Here is a 15,012-nt window from a genome sequence, read left to right as displayed (position 1 = left end):
GAGCGTGCTTTTCTTGCTTTCCAATCTCTGCCATCGAATCTTTTGCAATGCGCTGACCTACGACCTTCTCGAACGATATGATGGATTTCGTTTCCAGTGTTTCAACTATCCAGGGCTTCTCATCCGGAAGCTCAGTTATGCGGTTGCTTTCTGGCGAAACCGTGCTTTGACCTGCGCCCACAACCCGGAATTCACCAGCGCTGCATTGCCGGCTTCAGACATCTCGGCTTGGTTGAGAACTCCTCCAAGTATGAAGGGTTGATTGACCGAAAGGCGGTTCAACGCATTGACCAGCTTTCGTTCCGTTGTGTGTCCCGCCGAGACGACCACGACGATGGAATCCACATGGGCGGCGAGCCAAACGGCCCCTTCTTCGTTTTCCAAATTAGGCGCGTCGATGATGACCAAATCATACATTTTGCGCAAATAGGAGCAAAGTGGTCCTGAATCGTCGGCGGTGAAGCTTGCGAAGACGACGTCAAGGCGGGGATGGGCCGGCGAGGTCATGCTCGAGATGCATAAATCGGGTGGATCTGCGATCTTAGGCACCAGGCGAGGCGCGGCTATGCCAAGAAGAGCGCCCGCACCTTTCGCTGATGAGTCAAAGTCAACCAGAACCGTGCGAAGATTGCTCGTTGCCGCCGCGGCAGCCATGCCGAGAGCGAGCGCAGTCTTGCCCTCACCAGGCGACGGTGAACAAAGCATCACGATCTTTCCACCAATCGACCGTTCGATCGTTCGCCACGCAAGACACAAATTTCGCATTGCCTTTCCGAAGGGCGAGGATGGATTGTCGACGGCAAATTCGAATGAGCTGGCACCGTCCCGAAAATGCCGGGTCACGCGCGGAACGGTCACCAGATTCGGCCGGCCCAGAATGTCTTCCAGGTCGTTCGAGCGATACAGGCGATCGTCCAGCACATCGACAATGATGACAGTCAGGACCGCGAGGATGAGAGAACCCATCGACCCCGACACGACAACGAGAGCCGGCTTCGGAAACGTAGGGCTTGTCGGCACTTCCGCATAGGACGCGACACTCGCTGACGCTTTGTGTTCGCCCCGCTCGGGATCTAAATCCCCCAGTCGAAGTACGACCTGATCATAACGCTTTTGTTCAGCCAGCAAGTCCCTCTCAAGTTCGCGCCTGCGGATTTCCGCAAGACTTCGCCCTTGTATCTGCTTCTGGAGCATCGCGACATCAGTACTAAATTTGGCAGCGCGGACCGCCGCGACCTCTGCGCTATTTGCCAATTCCTGGACAATTCGTTCTGCTTCGTCCGTCATCATCCGTCGATTGGCTTCGAGTTCGGCGTCGGCATCAGCGACCAACGGGTGGTTCTTGGCGAATTTAGAGCTAAGCTGCGCCTTCAGTCGTTCCAGGCGTGACTGCTCAGTGCGAAGACGATCCAACGGCTCGGACGCGACCACACGTACAACGGATGAAACATCGCCCGACGCAATCAGTGCTTTGGCCTCGAGATACTTCGACCGCGCGGCGGTTTCGTCAGTACTCGCCACTGTAAATTGCTCATTCAGAAGCTCCAATCGCGACCTGAGAATGTCATCCTTGGGATCGAAAGTGAGATCGCGATTGGCCGAAAACGCGGCTATCTCACGTTCCATTGCCGCTATGCGACTGCCAAGTTCCCTCGCCTGACCTCGAAGATAATCGATCGTGTTCTTCGTTGCTTCATCCGTGAGCTTGGCAGTCCAATCAACATAATGTTGAGCAATGGCGTCGGCGATCGCCGCTGCCTTCAGCGCCCTTGTCTGCCGCACCTGGATCGTCATCGCAAGGCTGTCGCCATTGCGGTCGACGGTGAAGGAGCCCAGCAGCGCCGATATAGCCCTGTCGCGTTGAACGCTCTTCGAAACCAGCCGGCTGCGGACCATGTCGGGGTTCTGCTTCGGAGCGAAGAATTTGGTCGTAGCAGAAACGAGAAGGCTGATACCCCCTTCATTTTCGTCGTCACGACGCGGAAGGTAGGTATTGTAGTCGGGATCGCTCACCAGGTCGAGCGCGTCCACAACGGTGCCTACGAACACCCGCGATTTGATTACGTCCAATTCCGTTTCCATTACGGATTTGTCCCGCTCCTGTTTGCGGAGTTCCTCGACCGCCTCGTAGGGACGGGCATCATTCCGATCGAAAACAATGGCAGACGAAGCAACATAGACCCTTGTCATAAAGACGGCGGTCAAGACTGTGAGAACCAGCCCGCCCACAAGGACTGACCCAAAGGACCATCGGTGCCTGCGCACCAATTCCAGCAGATCGACAACTCCATAGCCTGGACGCGGGCGGAGCAGGCGCCGCTGATAAGTGATGCTGTGATGCCTGCCCGCCGGCGATGGAACGAGCCCATGTGGTGTTATTTTCACCCTCTCCAAGAGATGACCCTCCCCGTTGCATCGAGCTGTTGGTTGATCGCGTCAGCTTGCCTTGCCTCCCGCCCACAGGCTCCTGCAGCCTTTCGGCTCGCATGGTCATGATTTGAGAGACCCATTCGATCGATGAGTGTTTCGTTGATTGAGTGGACATCGAACCTGGTGCAAGCCAGTTCGCGAGAACGCCGACCCATCTCAGCTGCCAGCCGCAGCCGGTCGGCAAGCGGAGACATGGCGCTAAAAAGGCTGTCTGCGCTTCGCGGCATGACAAGGTAACCGTTCTCGCCGGGTTCGATGGTGTCCCGGCAACCCGGCAGGTCCGTTGTAATAATCGCGCGTCCGACGGCCATCGCTTCCAGGATGCTGCGGGGTATTCCCTCTCGGTAGTAGGAGGGGAGGACGAATATGTTGCACTTCGCGAGGAAGGGGCGGACATCGTTTGTCTCGCCAAGATAATCTACGACCCCCTCTTCGATCCACTCCTGAACCTGCAGCCGCGATATTGCCCCCGGATTGGGATCAAACGGTCCGAGAAGTTGGAATTCGGCATTCGGCAGATGCTGCTTCAAGCGGCGCGCCGCCTCCACATATTCGAAGACGCCCTTGTCCTTGATCAGCCGGGTCACCATCAGAAAGACAGGCTTTTCGAATGGGGCGGGTGCGAAGGCGTAGTGATCGACATCCACGCCGGAGCCGGCAACGCGATGAATGACGGAAACGTCGTGGACCAATGAATTTTCAATGATGTCCGAGCGGTCGGCATCATTATAGACAAAGACCGCCTTCGCTCCCGCCATCGCCAGCCGATAAAGCCAGACGCACAGTCGTTTAATCCAACGGCCCTTTAGAGTCCTGAGGCTCGCGTCCGAAAAAACATGGCCCAGACCGGTTACAAGAAAGCAACGCCTCGGAACGCCCGCTGAGCGGGCTGCGATTCCGCCGTAGACGATCGGTTTCATCGTATAGGGGACCACGACGTCAGGCCTTATTTTCTTTATAAGTCGCCGGATCTGGAAGAACGTCGCAATGTCCCTGACCGGGCTCAAGCTGGCGCGGGCCATAGGGATTCTGGCGAACTCAACTCCGATCTTGGAAAGATCGGACTTCACGTCCGGATCGTCTTCTGGACCTGCAGCTACCACGACATGGCCGGCGCGGACCATGGATTTCAAAAGTTCCAAACGGAAATTCGTCAACGAACGGCTATAGCTGGACAGCACCAGGATGCGCTGACTTCGTTCCTGCTGCCGCCAAAGCAAGCGATCCAATGGAGTGCAATCCGTTGGTGCCGCATCTACATTCAACACAGTTGTCTCCAAGCGAGATCCAATAGACTAACTTCGTGGGAGCGACCGGCGCCTGCCGCTGATTGCGTTTCATTGCAGCCGTGATGGGCTGATCCACCCAGACACCTCAGCACTTCCTCCATCAGTCTCAGCCACAAGAGCTGCAAGTAAGTTGTCCGGGAGACCCACGTCATGATCCTCGCCCTCGCGAGTACTTTCATCTTGCATTGGAGCCAGGGCCGCACCGGCCAATGCGGGGCGCTGCCACGCATAACCTGGGACAAGGCTGCTGATGAGCGCGAGCACCATGGATGCATCACCCAATTCGGCGAAGCGCTCCAGCCGGGCGAACGTCGTGCGAAGCTTGGAAAGGGGCACTGGCCGCGGAATTGCACCGAAAACCCCCGGAACAGGTGACGGAACCGGAGTATCATTCATATCGAAAAGCTCCTCGTAGCACTTTTCGCCGGGACGCAGCCCGATGACCTTGATCGCTATGTCCTTGTCGGGAACAAGACCTGCAAGCCTGATCATCCTGCGTGCGATGTCCATGATCTTCACCGGTTTTCCCATGTCCAGAACGAAGATCTCGCCTTTCCCGATGTCGCCCTCAAGCCCGTAGGCGGAGGCCTGGAGGGTAAGTTCCACGGCCTCCCGAATGGTCATGAAAAACCGCGTCATGTCGGGATCGGTCACGGTCAACGGTCCACCGCTGGCGATCTGTCTCTTGAACAACGGGATGAGGGAGCCGCTCGAGCCAAGAACGTTGCCGAACCGCACGGTCATGTAACGAGGCCCGCTCCCCCGCTCCACGCCTTCGAGGTCGAGCGCCTGACAATAGAGTTCCGCGAGACGTTTCGTTCCTCCCATGACGCTTGTCGGATTGACCACCTTATCAGTAGAGATCTGAACCATCGCGAGGGCGCCGATCTGCCTGGCGGCATTGGCGACGTTCATCGTGCCGATCACGTTTGTGAGCGCGCCCTCACACGGATTGATCTCCACCATCGGCACGTGCTTGAGCGCTGCCGCATGGAAAACCAGTTCCGGCCTATATTCTTCGAAAACGTCGTTGACGCGGTTGGCCCGCCGAACATTGCAGAGACAGGTCGCGCGGGGCAACGTCGGGAAGCGTTCCGCAAGCTCAAGGTCGATTGTGTAAAGATTGAACTCGCAATTCTCGACGAGAACGAGCTGCGACGGCTCGCAGGCGGCGATCTGAAGCGTGAGTTCGGAGCCGATCGAGCCGCCGGCACCAGTAATGAGAACCCGGCGCCGCCTGATGAGCCGCAGGATGGCATCCCTGTCCAAAGCGGCCTGCGGCCGTTCCAGCAGGTCCGTCAGCTCGATCGATTTAAGTTCAAATCTGTTTCCCCGCTTGGCGTTCTTCAGCTCCGTCATCTGCGATAAACGGGAAACGGCGATGCCGAGCGCTTCGGCCTGTCTGATGAGCTTTTCGCAGACTTCCTCACCGAACACGGAAGGTGCCTCGGTGAAGACAAGGTGCCGCGGGAAGGAATTGGAGAGGCGCAGTTCCCTAACGACCCTCTCAAAATCCGTCAGGGCGCCCAGTATCGGTACGCCGCGCAGCATAATCCCTTCGCAGGCGCCAGTCGGCTCGATGATGGCAACCGGACGATGGAAGCAGCTGCGGTCGCGGCTCACGGCACGCAGATAGAGATCCGCAGCATCTCCCGCACCAACCAGCAGCGTTGGAATCTTTTGCTCTCGTTCGGGCGCTTGCTTCAGCCAGCCGGCGTTATCCGGCAGGGACAATTCGTTAATGCGAAAGCTCAGCCGCGACGCCGAAAGGAATAGTGAGAGCAGGAGCGCCTCGAGAAGCAAGGCCGCGCGCGGGATATCTTCCAGCCTTGTTATGAAGAATAGTACGCAGACCAAAAGGGCCGTGGTTATGAGGACTGCCCGTAGGATTGTCCAAAGGTCGGAGATCGAACCGTATCGCCAATTGCGGCTATAAAGGCCGGCCATGGGAAAGACCACGATGCAAATCGCAAGATACTGCGGACCCGCAAATAACAGCGTTTGGATCAGCTCCGGACTTGCCTGAACCTGCTCCAATCCATAGCGCGCGACGAACGCAAAGCTCAGGGCAAAGCATGCAGACACGAGGTCGGTCGCAAACAACAAGGGTGCCTGCCTAACCTTGCGAACGTGAGAGCTGGCCGTTTTTTTTGACAAAAGAAACGCCGCGCTGACCGCAGAACCCGCATAAGCAATCGCGGCCTTCCAGGCCGCCAACACGTCGTCTCGTCTAGCGCCCATCTCCTGCCGCTGAGCAGAGATGACTTTTTCGCCCCGTTCCATGCATGCATCTCCCGTACAACTGCAACGCGCGTCGTTGTCGACGCGAATAGCAAGATAAACTCCGATGCCTTGCGAATCCCGACGTTAGTCGGTAAAACATAAGCGTACCGTGACGTTTCCGTGACAGTTTTAATCAAGTCTTCTATTTATCGTAGGACGGTACATCAGCAATTTTTTTTGTAAAGCCACATTATATTAAAGCTATTTGATATTAATACTTTGATATACTGATTAATCATTTAGTTTTATATACGGGTGCGATAATATTACGTCGAAAATCTCCAGACGAATTCAATTATAACGTGATTTTCCGTTCGCGTAGGCGGTGCTTTTACCGCCAGGATGCGAGTAAATGCCGGGCCACTCTCTGAACGTTCAACCGCGCTGCAATTGCCGGTTGATCAACCGTATGGAGATTCCCGTTTGAAGCCTCACGTTCTCTTCTCACGGTAATACCTATGATGTGTACGGATATAATGCGCGCTGGGGCTCAGCGACTACGCGTGTGGGCTTGGCGGTATCAGCGCATTATATCTTGCATCGCCGTGAACGAGGCCCTCAAGCAGACTATCACGCTATAACAGTTGCAGTCGCATGCAAGCCCAACGTTACGCCAATCTAGCGGACGCGAGCAAGCGATCGTACCCTTGCTGTAGGAAGTACGCCGCGACAGCGGTTGTCGGAACCCCTAGCGCGACAATTAGGATCAACGGATCAAGCCCAATTGCAGCCGAAAGTGCTTCCAAGATCCGATATACGGGACGGTGCAGAAGATAGGCGAAGAAGCTGGCATAGGCCGCTCGCTCAATCCACATCGTCGCCGTATCCGATAGGTCGTCAAGCCGCCCCGCGGTTAAGCAAAACACGGAGATCGAGGCGAGCACAGCCCAAGGCAAAAGGACAATATCTGTCCCATTGATCGGCGCAGAAAGCGTGGCGACACAAGCGATAGCGGCCACAAGCACTACCGGCCAGACCGCTTTGGGCGGAGGTGATCCAGACAAAACAATCCCAGCCACGAAGCAGGGGAAGTAGATCATCAGCCGATTGTCCAGAACCTTCCAAAACCAGTCGGCAGCCAGCAACCCCAATAGGATTATGGCTGATATAATCAACAACAACGTCAACGATTTCCGTCTGACCCAGAGCAGCGCTGGCGCACACAGGTAGAAGAGCATAATCATATTGATGAACCACAGCGTAACCGCTGCCGGTTCATCCAACATAGCCACCAGGAAGACGCCTTTAATCAGCGGAAGATGATCTCCAATATTCATCACGAGGAATATCAAGCTAGCTCCAACGAATGGTACGTAAATCCTCCAAAAACGTCGCCTATAGAAGTCGAAAAGATTGCGGCCGCGGCCTCCTTGTAGGTAGCCAGATAGAAGCACAAAAAGCCCCAAAGCGGAGACCGTCACCATCAAGGTCACGGCGTTCTTGCCTACTTCCCTGATTGGCGAATATCCTATCGGATGCCACACGCCAACGATCCAAAGGACGCTTACTGCCCTTAAAAAGTCAACAGTCGTGTTTCGCGCTGGTATTGCTGCAACTAGCCCTAAGTCGTTCTGATTGCCGTGTTGCATAATCCAATTGCCCCCCGGCGCACGTTAGAAATTCATCGGCGCCGCGGCCCATTGTGTCAAGGTGGCCAAGGTATAAATTCGTTGACGTGGTTTGATGCTCACCTGGTGAAAAGACCTGACCATGCTGCCGAAGCCGGAAAGTTCTCGTCATGCCGGAGATTTACGAAGCGCAAGGGTTGCGAGGATCCGAGAGCGGCCTGGAATTGTTTGGCCTGGGTAGAGATGGCACGTCTTTCGTCAGCCGCGTCCTCAATGGAGGATTATACCTGACCTCTACCGTTGGCTCCAGTTACGATCGGCTCGCTGCTGCGATGACAGGAAGGGCGCGAACAGGCTGTCCAAAATGACTGCAGCCGAAAGGAAATACTGCAACCAGCCCACTTGCATATTAGTAATCTATAAATAATATAGTCCTGAAATTTCTTGGGGGCGTTTGTCTGCAGCGGCCTGCGATATACTGAATGTAGCCCCATTCGCCAGCGCGCTCGGCCCGAAATAGGAGCAGATGATGAAGGCCGCGTTTAAGTCTGTTGCCGGTTACGCTCTGCGACCATCGTTGTGGCCGACCATCCCATCGCTGGTTTCCCGTACACTGTTTCCTGCTGAAGGTGAGGCAACCGGCCACCTCGCGAAAGCTCGTTGTGCAAGAGAGGCTGTCGAATGTGATCGACTTCCTTCTGTCATGTCCGGATTTGTTTGGACCCCGTTCGAGGATGCGCAGCCTGAACTCGCGCGACTAATAGCTAAGGCCCGAAGTGTCGCCCCCCAATACATTGGGGGCGGAGCCGATATGTCCTTCCTTTATAGCATGGCCGAATCGTTGAACGCCAAGCAAGTTGTTGAAACGGGAGTCGCCTTGGGTGATTCCAGTCTCGCTATTCTTGCGAGCGTTTCCAAACGAAGCGGGGGAAGGCTTATCAGCGTTGATAGACCCTACCTGCGCTTTGGGAGCGAAAAACATGTTGGCGCAGCGGTTCCTCCATACCTTCGCAATTGTTGGGAACTCATCCGAGAAGCCGACCGCAGCGGGATAGGCAAGGCACTAGGGCGCTTATATCCGTTGGATATGTGTCACTACGACAGTGATAAAAGCTATTCAGGACGAATGTTTGGCTATAGCCGCCTTTGGCAGGCGCTGAGGCCTGGCGGTGTGTTTATCTCCGATGACATTCAAGACAATCTCGCTTTCTTCCATTTCGCAGAAACTGTTCTGCATAAATACTTCGTTGTAAAAAGTAGGAACAAGTATATTGGTTTCATAGTAAAAAGAGCCACTGACAGGTCGTATATTGACGATACCGGGGGGTAAACATTTACCTTTCCTGCAAGCATAATAATGCTCTCGGCAATTTGACGGGCGTCCCTCGTCGATCTTCAAACGAGCTTTACTCTGGTCCCTTACCGAGCGCAATGCGACTGCTCGCAGCAACAACGGCCGCAGCAAGGCGTTTCTCGTTCCGTCTCTCGCCGAAAATCATAACCAAAACGGTCTTAGCGATTATCTCGGCATCCATTAGGCATGTGCGGTTCTCGATATACCAGATATCGAGATCAACCTTTTCATCGTCAGTGAGCTTGGTGTTCCCATTTATCTGTGCCCAGCCGGTTAGTCCGGGCCTCACTGAACACCGCAAGATGCCGCGCTCGCCAAGGGCATGTATTTTGTCCAAGAGTATCGGTCTTGGTCCTATGACGCTCATGTCGCCAATGACGATACTCCACAATTCGGGCAGTTCATCCAGCCGGGAACGTCGCAAAAGCCCGCCGAATTTCCCAGTGCGTTCGTCGTCGCTCAAGAGCTTCCCGTCAGCATCCACATCGGTGGTCATTGACCGGAACTTCTTCATCCTGAATGGTCGACGCGCTTTGCCAGCTCTCTCCTGGCTGAACATGATAGGGGAACCGAGAACGATCCTTACGGCAATAGCCAAGATGATAAGGACTGGCAGTGCCAATAGTCCTACGGTAACGGAAAACAGCACATCGAACAGCCGTTTCAACATCGCCACCTCGAAGCGTCGAAACCGTAGCACCTGAGGTTCCAACTCATATCCAATACCGGACTTGCCTCAGGCATTGAAAGGCGCCCGACAAATATTGCTTAAAAATAGTAAGCTTGCCAATAAAGAACGAAGGCAATCGGCATTAGCCCGTGCTGATTATGCAGTTTTACAGAGCGATGTTATTTTCTCTTTCAACTGCGGCCTTGCATTGGTTCAGAAAATAATCGTATTTCCGTACTATTATGCCCAGGTCGTACTCTTCTTCGATACGCCGTCGTGCCGCCGCCGCATATTCAGCATATCGAGCAGTTCCACCGTCAAGAAGAATTCGTAGCGCCGCGGCCAGCGCCTCCGGATCCTGGGAGGGGACTGCCAGGCCGCCGTCGCCGATGATACTTGCAGCGTCACCAACGTCAGTCGTGACAACAGGTAGCGCATAGCTCATCGCCTCCGCCAGGACGTTCGGAAAGCCCTCTGTTCTCGAAGAGAGAGCGAGAATGTCGATCGATCGATAGAAAGCAGCCATGTCATCGACTTCGTCCAAGAGTTGGACATTTTCTCGCGCTAAGCCTGCGGACAAGATCATCTGTGAGACGGCTGGATTGCTCCAGGACAGGCCACTTCCCGCAGCCACGAATGTCAGCCCCTGATGTGTTTGAAGCAGGCGAGCCGCGGCCCTGAAGAATGTCGGATAATCCTTCTGTGGATGGAAGCGCGCTGCAATGCCGATCCGCTTGGCCGATCGAGGCTGAGGGGTCACGGATTGCGGCAATTCAAAGCCGTTCGGTATGACCACGGCATTGTGCGTTCGATAACCAGCCGCCGCATGCATTTTGAGCGCCCTCGCTGAATTGAAGACGAAACCCTCCGGATGCCAGGATAGCCACTTTGCCACAGTCACAGCGGCACGTGAACTTCGGGTCAGAGCCGGCCAATCATCCAACGACTGACGGACGTTCCAGATCACTGGAGTGCTCCTATGTGCCAGCAAGGCCGCGACCGTGCCAACAATCATCGCATGGTACATCCAACACACTATGACGGGTGGCCTCTCCTGCCTGATTAGTTTGGCAAGTTTCAGCGAGGCGTATGCGAGAGACGTCAATTTTGTGGCTTCGAGCGATACGTATTCGACACGGGGATTGCTCGAAATTTTGAGATTTCGCTCCGAAATCCCCATGAGCGAAACGACCACTATACGCTGGTCGGCTGAGGCATGCAGCAGCCGTGCCAGCATTGTCTCAGCGCCGGCATGCGCTGTGAAATTGGTAATGATATGCATGACATCTGCCTTGGCCATAGTGCCCCTCAGCGCGTGGCAAGACGACAGAGCCCGCCAGGCCTCTGGACAGGAATTGCGCGCTCGTGTTTTTATACCTTCTAAAGAGCCTCCCGTGAAGGCAAGCCTTGCTTGATACAACAATGACTCGCTGTCGTAGGCCCCAGAATGCGGATCGTTCTCGTCGGAGCAGTGGAAGGTTCAAGAGTCGCCCTTGCAGCGCTCGTATCCTCTGAGCGACCGCCTGTGCTTGTCATAACCCTGCCGCCAACCGCTGCTGATCGTCACTCGGATTTTGCCGATCTCAGTTCAATGGGGCGCAAGAGCGGCATTTCCTTTTTTCATACGACGAATGTGAACTCTGCCGAGACCCTGGCGAAAATTGCCAGTATCGGTCCGGATGTGATCCTTGTCGTCGGATGGTCCCAAATATGCGGACGCCCGTTGCGGGAGCTTGCAAGCATCGGCACGATTGGCTTTCATCCCGCCGCTCTTCCACGACTAAGGGGACGGGGCGTAATACCTTGGACCATTCTTCGAGCCGAACAGACGACGGGATCGACGCTTTTCTGGCTTGATGACGGCGTCGATTCCGGACCGATCCTGCTTCAGCGCGTCTTTGACGTAGCCGATAATGAGACGGCCCGCAGTCTATACGAAAAGCACCTGCTGAATATTCGAGAAATGGTCCCCCAGGCGGTCAGGATGGTCGAGTCCGGCAACGCGCCCAGGATCCCCCAGGATGATGAGAAGGCCTCCTATTGCGCGAGGCGCCGGCCCGAAGACGGCTTGATCGACTGGCGCCTGCCGGCCGCTGACATCCTGCGCTTCATACGTGCGGTCGGAGACCCCTACCCCGGCGCTTTTACCCATTCTGGAAGCGAGAGGATATATATCGATGCAGCCGATCTATTCCCCAACCCGGATCGCTACATAGGCCTTCCCGGACAAATTCAAACGGTCAGCGCCACCGGATTTCTCGTTATGTGTGGCGACGGCAATTGTGTTGATGTGAGCGCTTGGCGCCCTGAAACATCGCGGCTGCGGATGCATAGCCACTTGCGGCCCGGGTCCTCGCTCGAGGCTTGGCCGAAATAAGCATCATTCAGTCTGGAAAAGCCGTCGCAGCTTCGGACGCCTAAAGGGATACGGGAATGACGTCAGAAGCGATCAAGATCCTAATTTCGTCCGCCGGTCGACGGGTCGCGCTCATCGACTGCTTCCGCAGGGCGGCGAAGGAGATCGGCATATCCCTGACGGTGGTGGCATGTGATCTCGATCCAAGAATGAGCCCTGCCTGCCGATCCGCCGATGCGAGCTATGCTGTCCCAGCCTGCGACGATCCGGGCTTCGTTTCAGCGTTGCGAGAAATTGCATCGCGTGAAAAAATCGATCTGATCGTTCCAACGATCGATCCCGAACTCCCGGCTCTCGCAGGGGCGATGGACGATTTTGCGGCACTCGGCTGTCGCGTTCATGTCAGCCAACCAGCGGTGGTCGACATCGTTCGCGACAAGCTTGAAACGATGACTGTGCTTGCGGCCGCGGGAGTCCCCGTCCCACGCACCATCGCACTTGAGGAGTTCGCCTCGACCAGCGAATGGTCTTGGCCGGTCTTTGTCAAGCCGCGGTCTGGAAGCGCCAGCCGCGCGATTAGTGTCGCCGGTTCGAGAGATGAGCTGCCCGCCAAGGTCAGCGAACCGATGATTGTGCAAGAAAATCTGACCGGCGCGGAATACACGGTCAACGGTTTTGTCGACGCGCGCGGTAGACTACAGACAGCCATTACACATCGTCGCGTTCGTGTCAGGGCCGGCGAGGTCGAAAAAGGAATCACCGAGCGCCAGCCGCAACATTCCCGCATCGCCCATGACATCGTCGCCGCGCTGCCGGGCCTCAGGGGTGCATTCTGCTTTCAGATTATGGACAACGGCGCTGCCGGCCCCAAGGTGATCGAAATCAACGCACGGTTCGGAGGAGGCTATCCTCTGGCTGATCATGCGGGCGCGCAATTTGCAAAATGGCTGCTCGAGGAAGTCTCGGGCCTACCTGCAAGCTGTCATGACAACTGGCACTCCGGCGTGTTGATGCTGCGCTACGACGAAGCGATCTTCGTGGATGGTGAAGATGAGTGAATCACAAGGTGGTGTTCTAGTCTTCGATCTGGATGACACACTCTATCTCGAAAGCGACTTTGCCAGGAGTGGCTTCGAGGCCGCGTCCGCCTGGCTGTATCGAGAAATGGGTGTTGCGAATTTCGCTGATCATTGCCATGCAATCTTCGCTACCGGCAGACACTCACACGTGTTCGATGAAGCGCTCGCCGCTGCAGGTATGGCCGGGGACCGGACGTTAACTGCAAAGCTAATTGAAGTTTACCGGCAACATCATCCGCGCATCGCGTTGGCCCCCGATGCGTTGGAATATCTTTGCAATCCTGCCAGGGAGGCGCGCCTGGCCCTCATAACCGACGGCTACGCAGCAACACAAATGGCAAAGGTCAAGGCGCTGGGTCTTGAGGAGATTCTAGACCACATCATTTATACAGATGTCTGGGGGCCCAAGTTCTGGAAACCGCATCCGAGGGCGTTCGAGGCTATCCAAGAATGGTCAGGAGTGCCGTGCGCGGAGCTGGTTTACGTAGCTGACAATCCCGCCAAGGATTTTATCGCTCCGCGGCGTCTGGGATGGAGGACGATCCAGATTGCCCGGATCGGCCGCATCCGCATGGCATACGCTACCGAGCCTGACCATAGACCCGATGCGGTAATAACTAGTCTTTTTGATCTCGACGCGTGCCTCGCGACGCTCCGCACTGCGCCACAGTCTACAATCACAACCAATCCTAAGTGACTACGATTGCGATCGTTTCACAAAGGCCTGCCCTAGAACGGCAGGAATGAGCAGCGGAACCGGCCAAAAGCGTCCATACATATGAGTCATTGCGTTGCCCATAGCCAAGAACGCCGTAACTGTCGCAAAGATACAGATCGCGAACGGAAGGCCGTTCTTGATGCGACTAGCCGCAAGCGCCGGCCCCAAGAGGCTGATCACCATGACCGCAAAGCCAAGGGCGGCGATGAAGCCCCCCTCCGTCCAGAGAAGCAAGTAAATATTGTGCACAGGCTTCTGTACGGCGCTGCTTACTCTGTACTGATCCGCCCCAATCCCGAGCAAAAGCGTGGAGCCCGTTTGACCGGCCGCCTCCTGTATGAGCTCAAAGCGACGCCCAAACGTTCCCGCCTGGCTGATGTCTCCTGTATCGACAGCGGTAAGCACGCGTTTTTGGAAAACGTCCGGTAGATAATCGCGCAACGGGGTAATCGCGACAAGCGGAATGCAGAGGCAAAGAGCAGCGGCAGGCACAACCGTTCTCCACGTAAGATTGAACAAGAGAAAGATTGCGATGCCGATCCCACAGCCAATAAGCCCGGTATTAGAGCCAGTCAGAAGAAGTCCGTAGGCCATGATTATAAACGCGCAAAGCGCGAGAAATCTGTTTAATTTTCTTAAGGAAACGAGCAGAAGCAGGACTTGAATTGCGAGCGCAATAACGGCGGCGCACGCATTTTCTCTTTCCATCAATCCGTTAAAGCGTCCGCTCCCGGTGACGAACTGCGTATTTGTCTCTCCAATAACATGAATGAGGTAAATACCGTGGATACAAATTATAAGTATCGAAAAGACATAAATCTTTGCGGCTGCTAAGAGCTCGTCATAGCTCCTTCCACCAAACAAAAGCAGCACAATGAAATACGCGTAGAAATACTGCAGGACGACCACGAGTCCGCGTTCCGGCCCTGGGCTTACGATGCTGCTTGCAGTCAACCCCAAAAGCAGCAAGGCAAGTCCAAAACACCAGGCGGCCGTGCTCAGCTTGCCAATGACATTGACAACGATATTTGCGTTCGCAACAGCAAGAGAGAAGCAAAGAAGGAAAGACAGATCTGCAAGTGTGAAGTAAATATAGTCACTTCTAAAATAATTCATCGAGCAGAGAAATATAGCAGCAAAAAAGGCATACAACTCCAAAGATTGCGAAATTGCGACCGCAGGTTGCTCATGCCCCCCTGCACGTTCATCGATTTTATGAGCCGATGTAACGTTATTTAAGCTCATCGCCAACGCCTCCATTGGTT

11 protein-coding genes are annotated in these 15,012 nt (G+C 55.3%); 4 read left to right on the top strand and 7 right to left on the bottom strand.

The window, feature by feature from the left end:
* Positions 1-135: 135 nt before the first annotated feature.
* The 4 genes from A3C3_RS0127280 to A3C3_RS0127265 all read right to left on the bottom strand — a co-directional run bounded on the left by A3C3_RS0127280 (position 136) and on the right by A3C3_RS0127265 (position 7,591).
* Positions 136-1,794, bottom strand: a complete 1,659-nt coding sequence (locus A3C3_RS0127280; RefSeq protein ID WP_167521911.1) for a GumC family protein — start codon at positions 1,792-1,794, stop codon at positions 136-138.
* A 587-nt stretch (positions 1,795-2,381) separates the two neighbouring features.
* Positions 2,382-3,659 carry a glycosyltransferase family 4 protein gene (locus A3C3_RS39350; protein ID WP_022717745.1) on the bottom strand — a complete coding sequence of 426 codons (1,278 nt, stop codon included), beginning with the start codon at positions 3,657-3,659 and terminating at the stop codon, positions 2,382-2,384.
* Positions 3,660-3,767: 108 nt separating this feature from the next.
* Complete coding sequence (locus A3C3_RS39345; protein ID WP_084797044.1) at positions 3,768-5,960, bottom strand: polysaccharide biosynthesis protein; 2,193 nt, start codon at positions 5,958-5,960, stop codon at positions 3,768-3,770.
* A 650-nt stretch (positions 5,961-6,610) separates the two neighbouring features.
* Entirely contained in the window at positions 6,611-7,591 is a 981-nt protein-coding gene (locus A3C3_RS0127265; protein WP_022717743.1) for an acyltransferase family protein, read from the bottom strand.
* 508 nt (positions 7,592-8,099) lie between these two features.
* Here A3C3_RS0127265 and A3C3_RS39340 point away from each other — a divergent pair.
* The gene (locus A3C3_RS39340; RefSeq protein WP_167521910.1) at positions 8,100-8,900 is read left to right on the top strand and encodes a class I SAM-dependent methyltransferase; all 801 of its coding nucleotides are present in this window, start codon (positions 8,100-8,102) and stop codon (positions 8,898-8,900) included.
* A 76-nt stretch (positions 8,901-8,976) separates the two neighbouring features.
* Here A3C3_RS39340 and A3C3_RS39335 read toward each other — a convergent pair whose 3' ends face one another.
* Together A3C3_RS39335 and A3C3_RS39330 are read right to left on the bottom strand one after the other, a co-directional pair.
* Positions 8,977-9,594: a sugar transferase gene (locus A3C3_RS39335; protein WP_022717741.1), complete on the bottom strand. Its 618-nt coding sequence runs from the start codon at positions 9,592-9,594 to the stop codon at positions 8,977-8,979.
* 166 nt (positions 9,595-9,760) lie between these two features.
* Entirely contained in the window at positions 9,761-10,894 is a 1,134-nt protein-coding gene (locus A3C3_RS39330) for a glycosyltransferase (RefSeq protein WP_022717740.1), read from the bottom strand.
* 147 nt (positions 10,895-11,041) lie between these two features.
* Here A3C3_RS39330 and A3C3_RS0127245 point away from each other — a divergent pair, with 147 nt between their 5' ends.
* The 3 genes from A3C3_RS0127245 to A3C3_RS39325 are packed head-to-tail and all read left to right on the top strand — an operon-like array spanning position 11,042 to position 13,726.
* On the top strand, positions 11,042-11,971 hold the full coding sequence (locus A3C3_RS0127245; protein ID WP_022717739.1) for a methionyl-tRNA formyltransferase: 930 nt from the start codon (positions 11,042-11,044) through the stop codon (positions 11,969-11,971).
* A gap of 56 nt (positions 11,972-12,027) precedes the next feature.
* Entirely contained in the window at positions 12,028-13,008 is a 981-nt protein-coding gene (locus A3C3_RS0127240; RefSeq protein ID WP_022717738.1) for an ATP-grasp domain-containing protein, read from the top strand.
* The gene (locus tag A3C3_RS39325; protein WP_022717737.1) at positions 13,001-13,726 is read left to right on the top strand and encodes an HAD family hydrolase; all 726 of its coding nucleotides are present in this window, start codon (positions 13,001-13,003) and stop codon (positions 13,724-13,726) included. The genes A3C3_RS0127240 and A3C3_RS39325 overlap by 8 nt, the downstream gene beginning before the upstream one ends.
* Here the strand turns inward: A3C3_RS39325 and A3C3_RS0127230 are convergent, their stop codons facing one another.
* Positions 13,727-14,992 carry an O-antigen ligase family protein gene (locus tag A3C3_RS0127230; protein WP_022717736.1) on the bottom strand — a complete coding sequence of 422 codons (1,266 nt, stop codon included), beginning with the start codon at positions 14,990-14,992 and terminating at the stop codon, positions 13,727-13,729.
* Positions 14,993-15,012: the final 20 nt, after the last annotated feature.

The organism is Rhizobium mongolense USDA 1844 (assembly GCF_000419765.1).
Taxonomy (GTDB): Bacteria; Pseudomonadota; Alphaproteobacteria; order Rhizobiales; family Rhizobiaceae; genus Rhizobium; species Rhizobium mongolense.
The sequence above is the reverse complement of the archived record's forward strand: the minus strand, read 5'-3'. Positions and strand labels throughout refer to the sequence as shown.

Excerpts from the sequence above, each read along its gene's own strand:
- A3C3_RS0127280 (WP_167521911.1), bottom strand. The coding sequence starts at position 1,794 with ATGACGATCCAGGTGCGGCAGACAAGGGCGCTGAAGGCAGCGGCGATC.
- A3C3_RS39345 (WP_084797044.1), bottom strand. The coding sequence starts at position 5,960 with ATGGGCGCTAGACGAGACGACGTGTTGGCGGCCTGGAAGGCCGCGATT.
- A3C3_RS0127265 (WP_022717743.1), bottom strand. The coding sequence starts at position 7,591 with ATGCAACACGGCAATCAGAACGACTTAGGGCTAGTTGCAGCAATACCA.
- A3C3_RS39340 (WP_167521910.1), top strand. The coding sequence starts at position 8,100 with ATGAAGGCCGCGTTTAAGTCTGTTGCCGGTTACGCTCTGCGACCATCG.
- A3C3_RS39335 (WP_022717741.1), bottom strand. The coding sequence starts at position 9,594 with ATGTTGAAACGGCTGTTCGATGTGCTGTTTTCCGTTACCGTAGGACTA.
- A3C3_RS39330 (WP_022717740.1), bottom strand. The coding sequence starts at position 10,894 with ATGGCCAAGGCAGATGTCATGCATATCATTACCAATTTCACAGCGCAT.
- A3C3_RS0127245 (WP_022717739.1), top strand. The coding sequence starts at position 11,042 with ATGCGGATCGTTCTCGTCGGAGCAGTGGAAGGTTCAAGAGTCGCCCTT.
- A3C3_RS0127240 (WP_022717738.1), top strand. The coding sequence starts at position 12,028 with ATGACGTCAGAAGCGATCAAGATCCTAATTTCGTCCGCCGGTCGACGG.
- A3C3_RS39325 (WP_022717737.1), top strand. The coding sequence starts at position 13,001 with ATGAGTGAATCACAAGGTGGTGTTCTAGTCTTCGATCTGGATGACACA.
- A3C3_RS0127230 (WP_022717736.1), bottom strand. The coding sequence starts at position 14,992 with ATGAGCTTAAATAACGTTACATCGGCTCATAAAATCGATGAACGTGCA.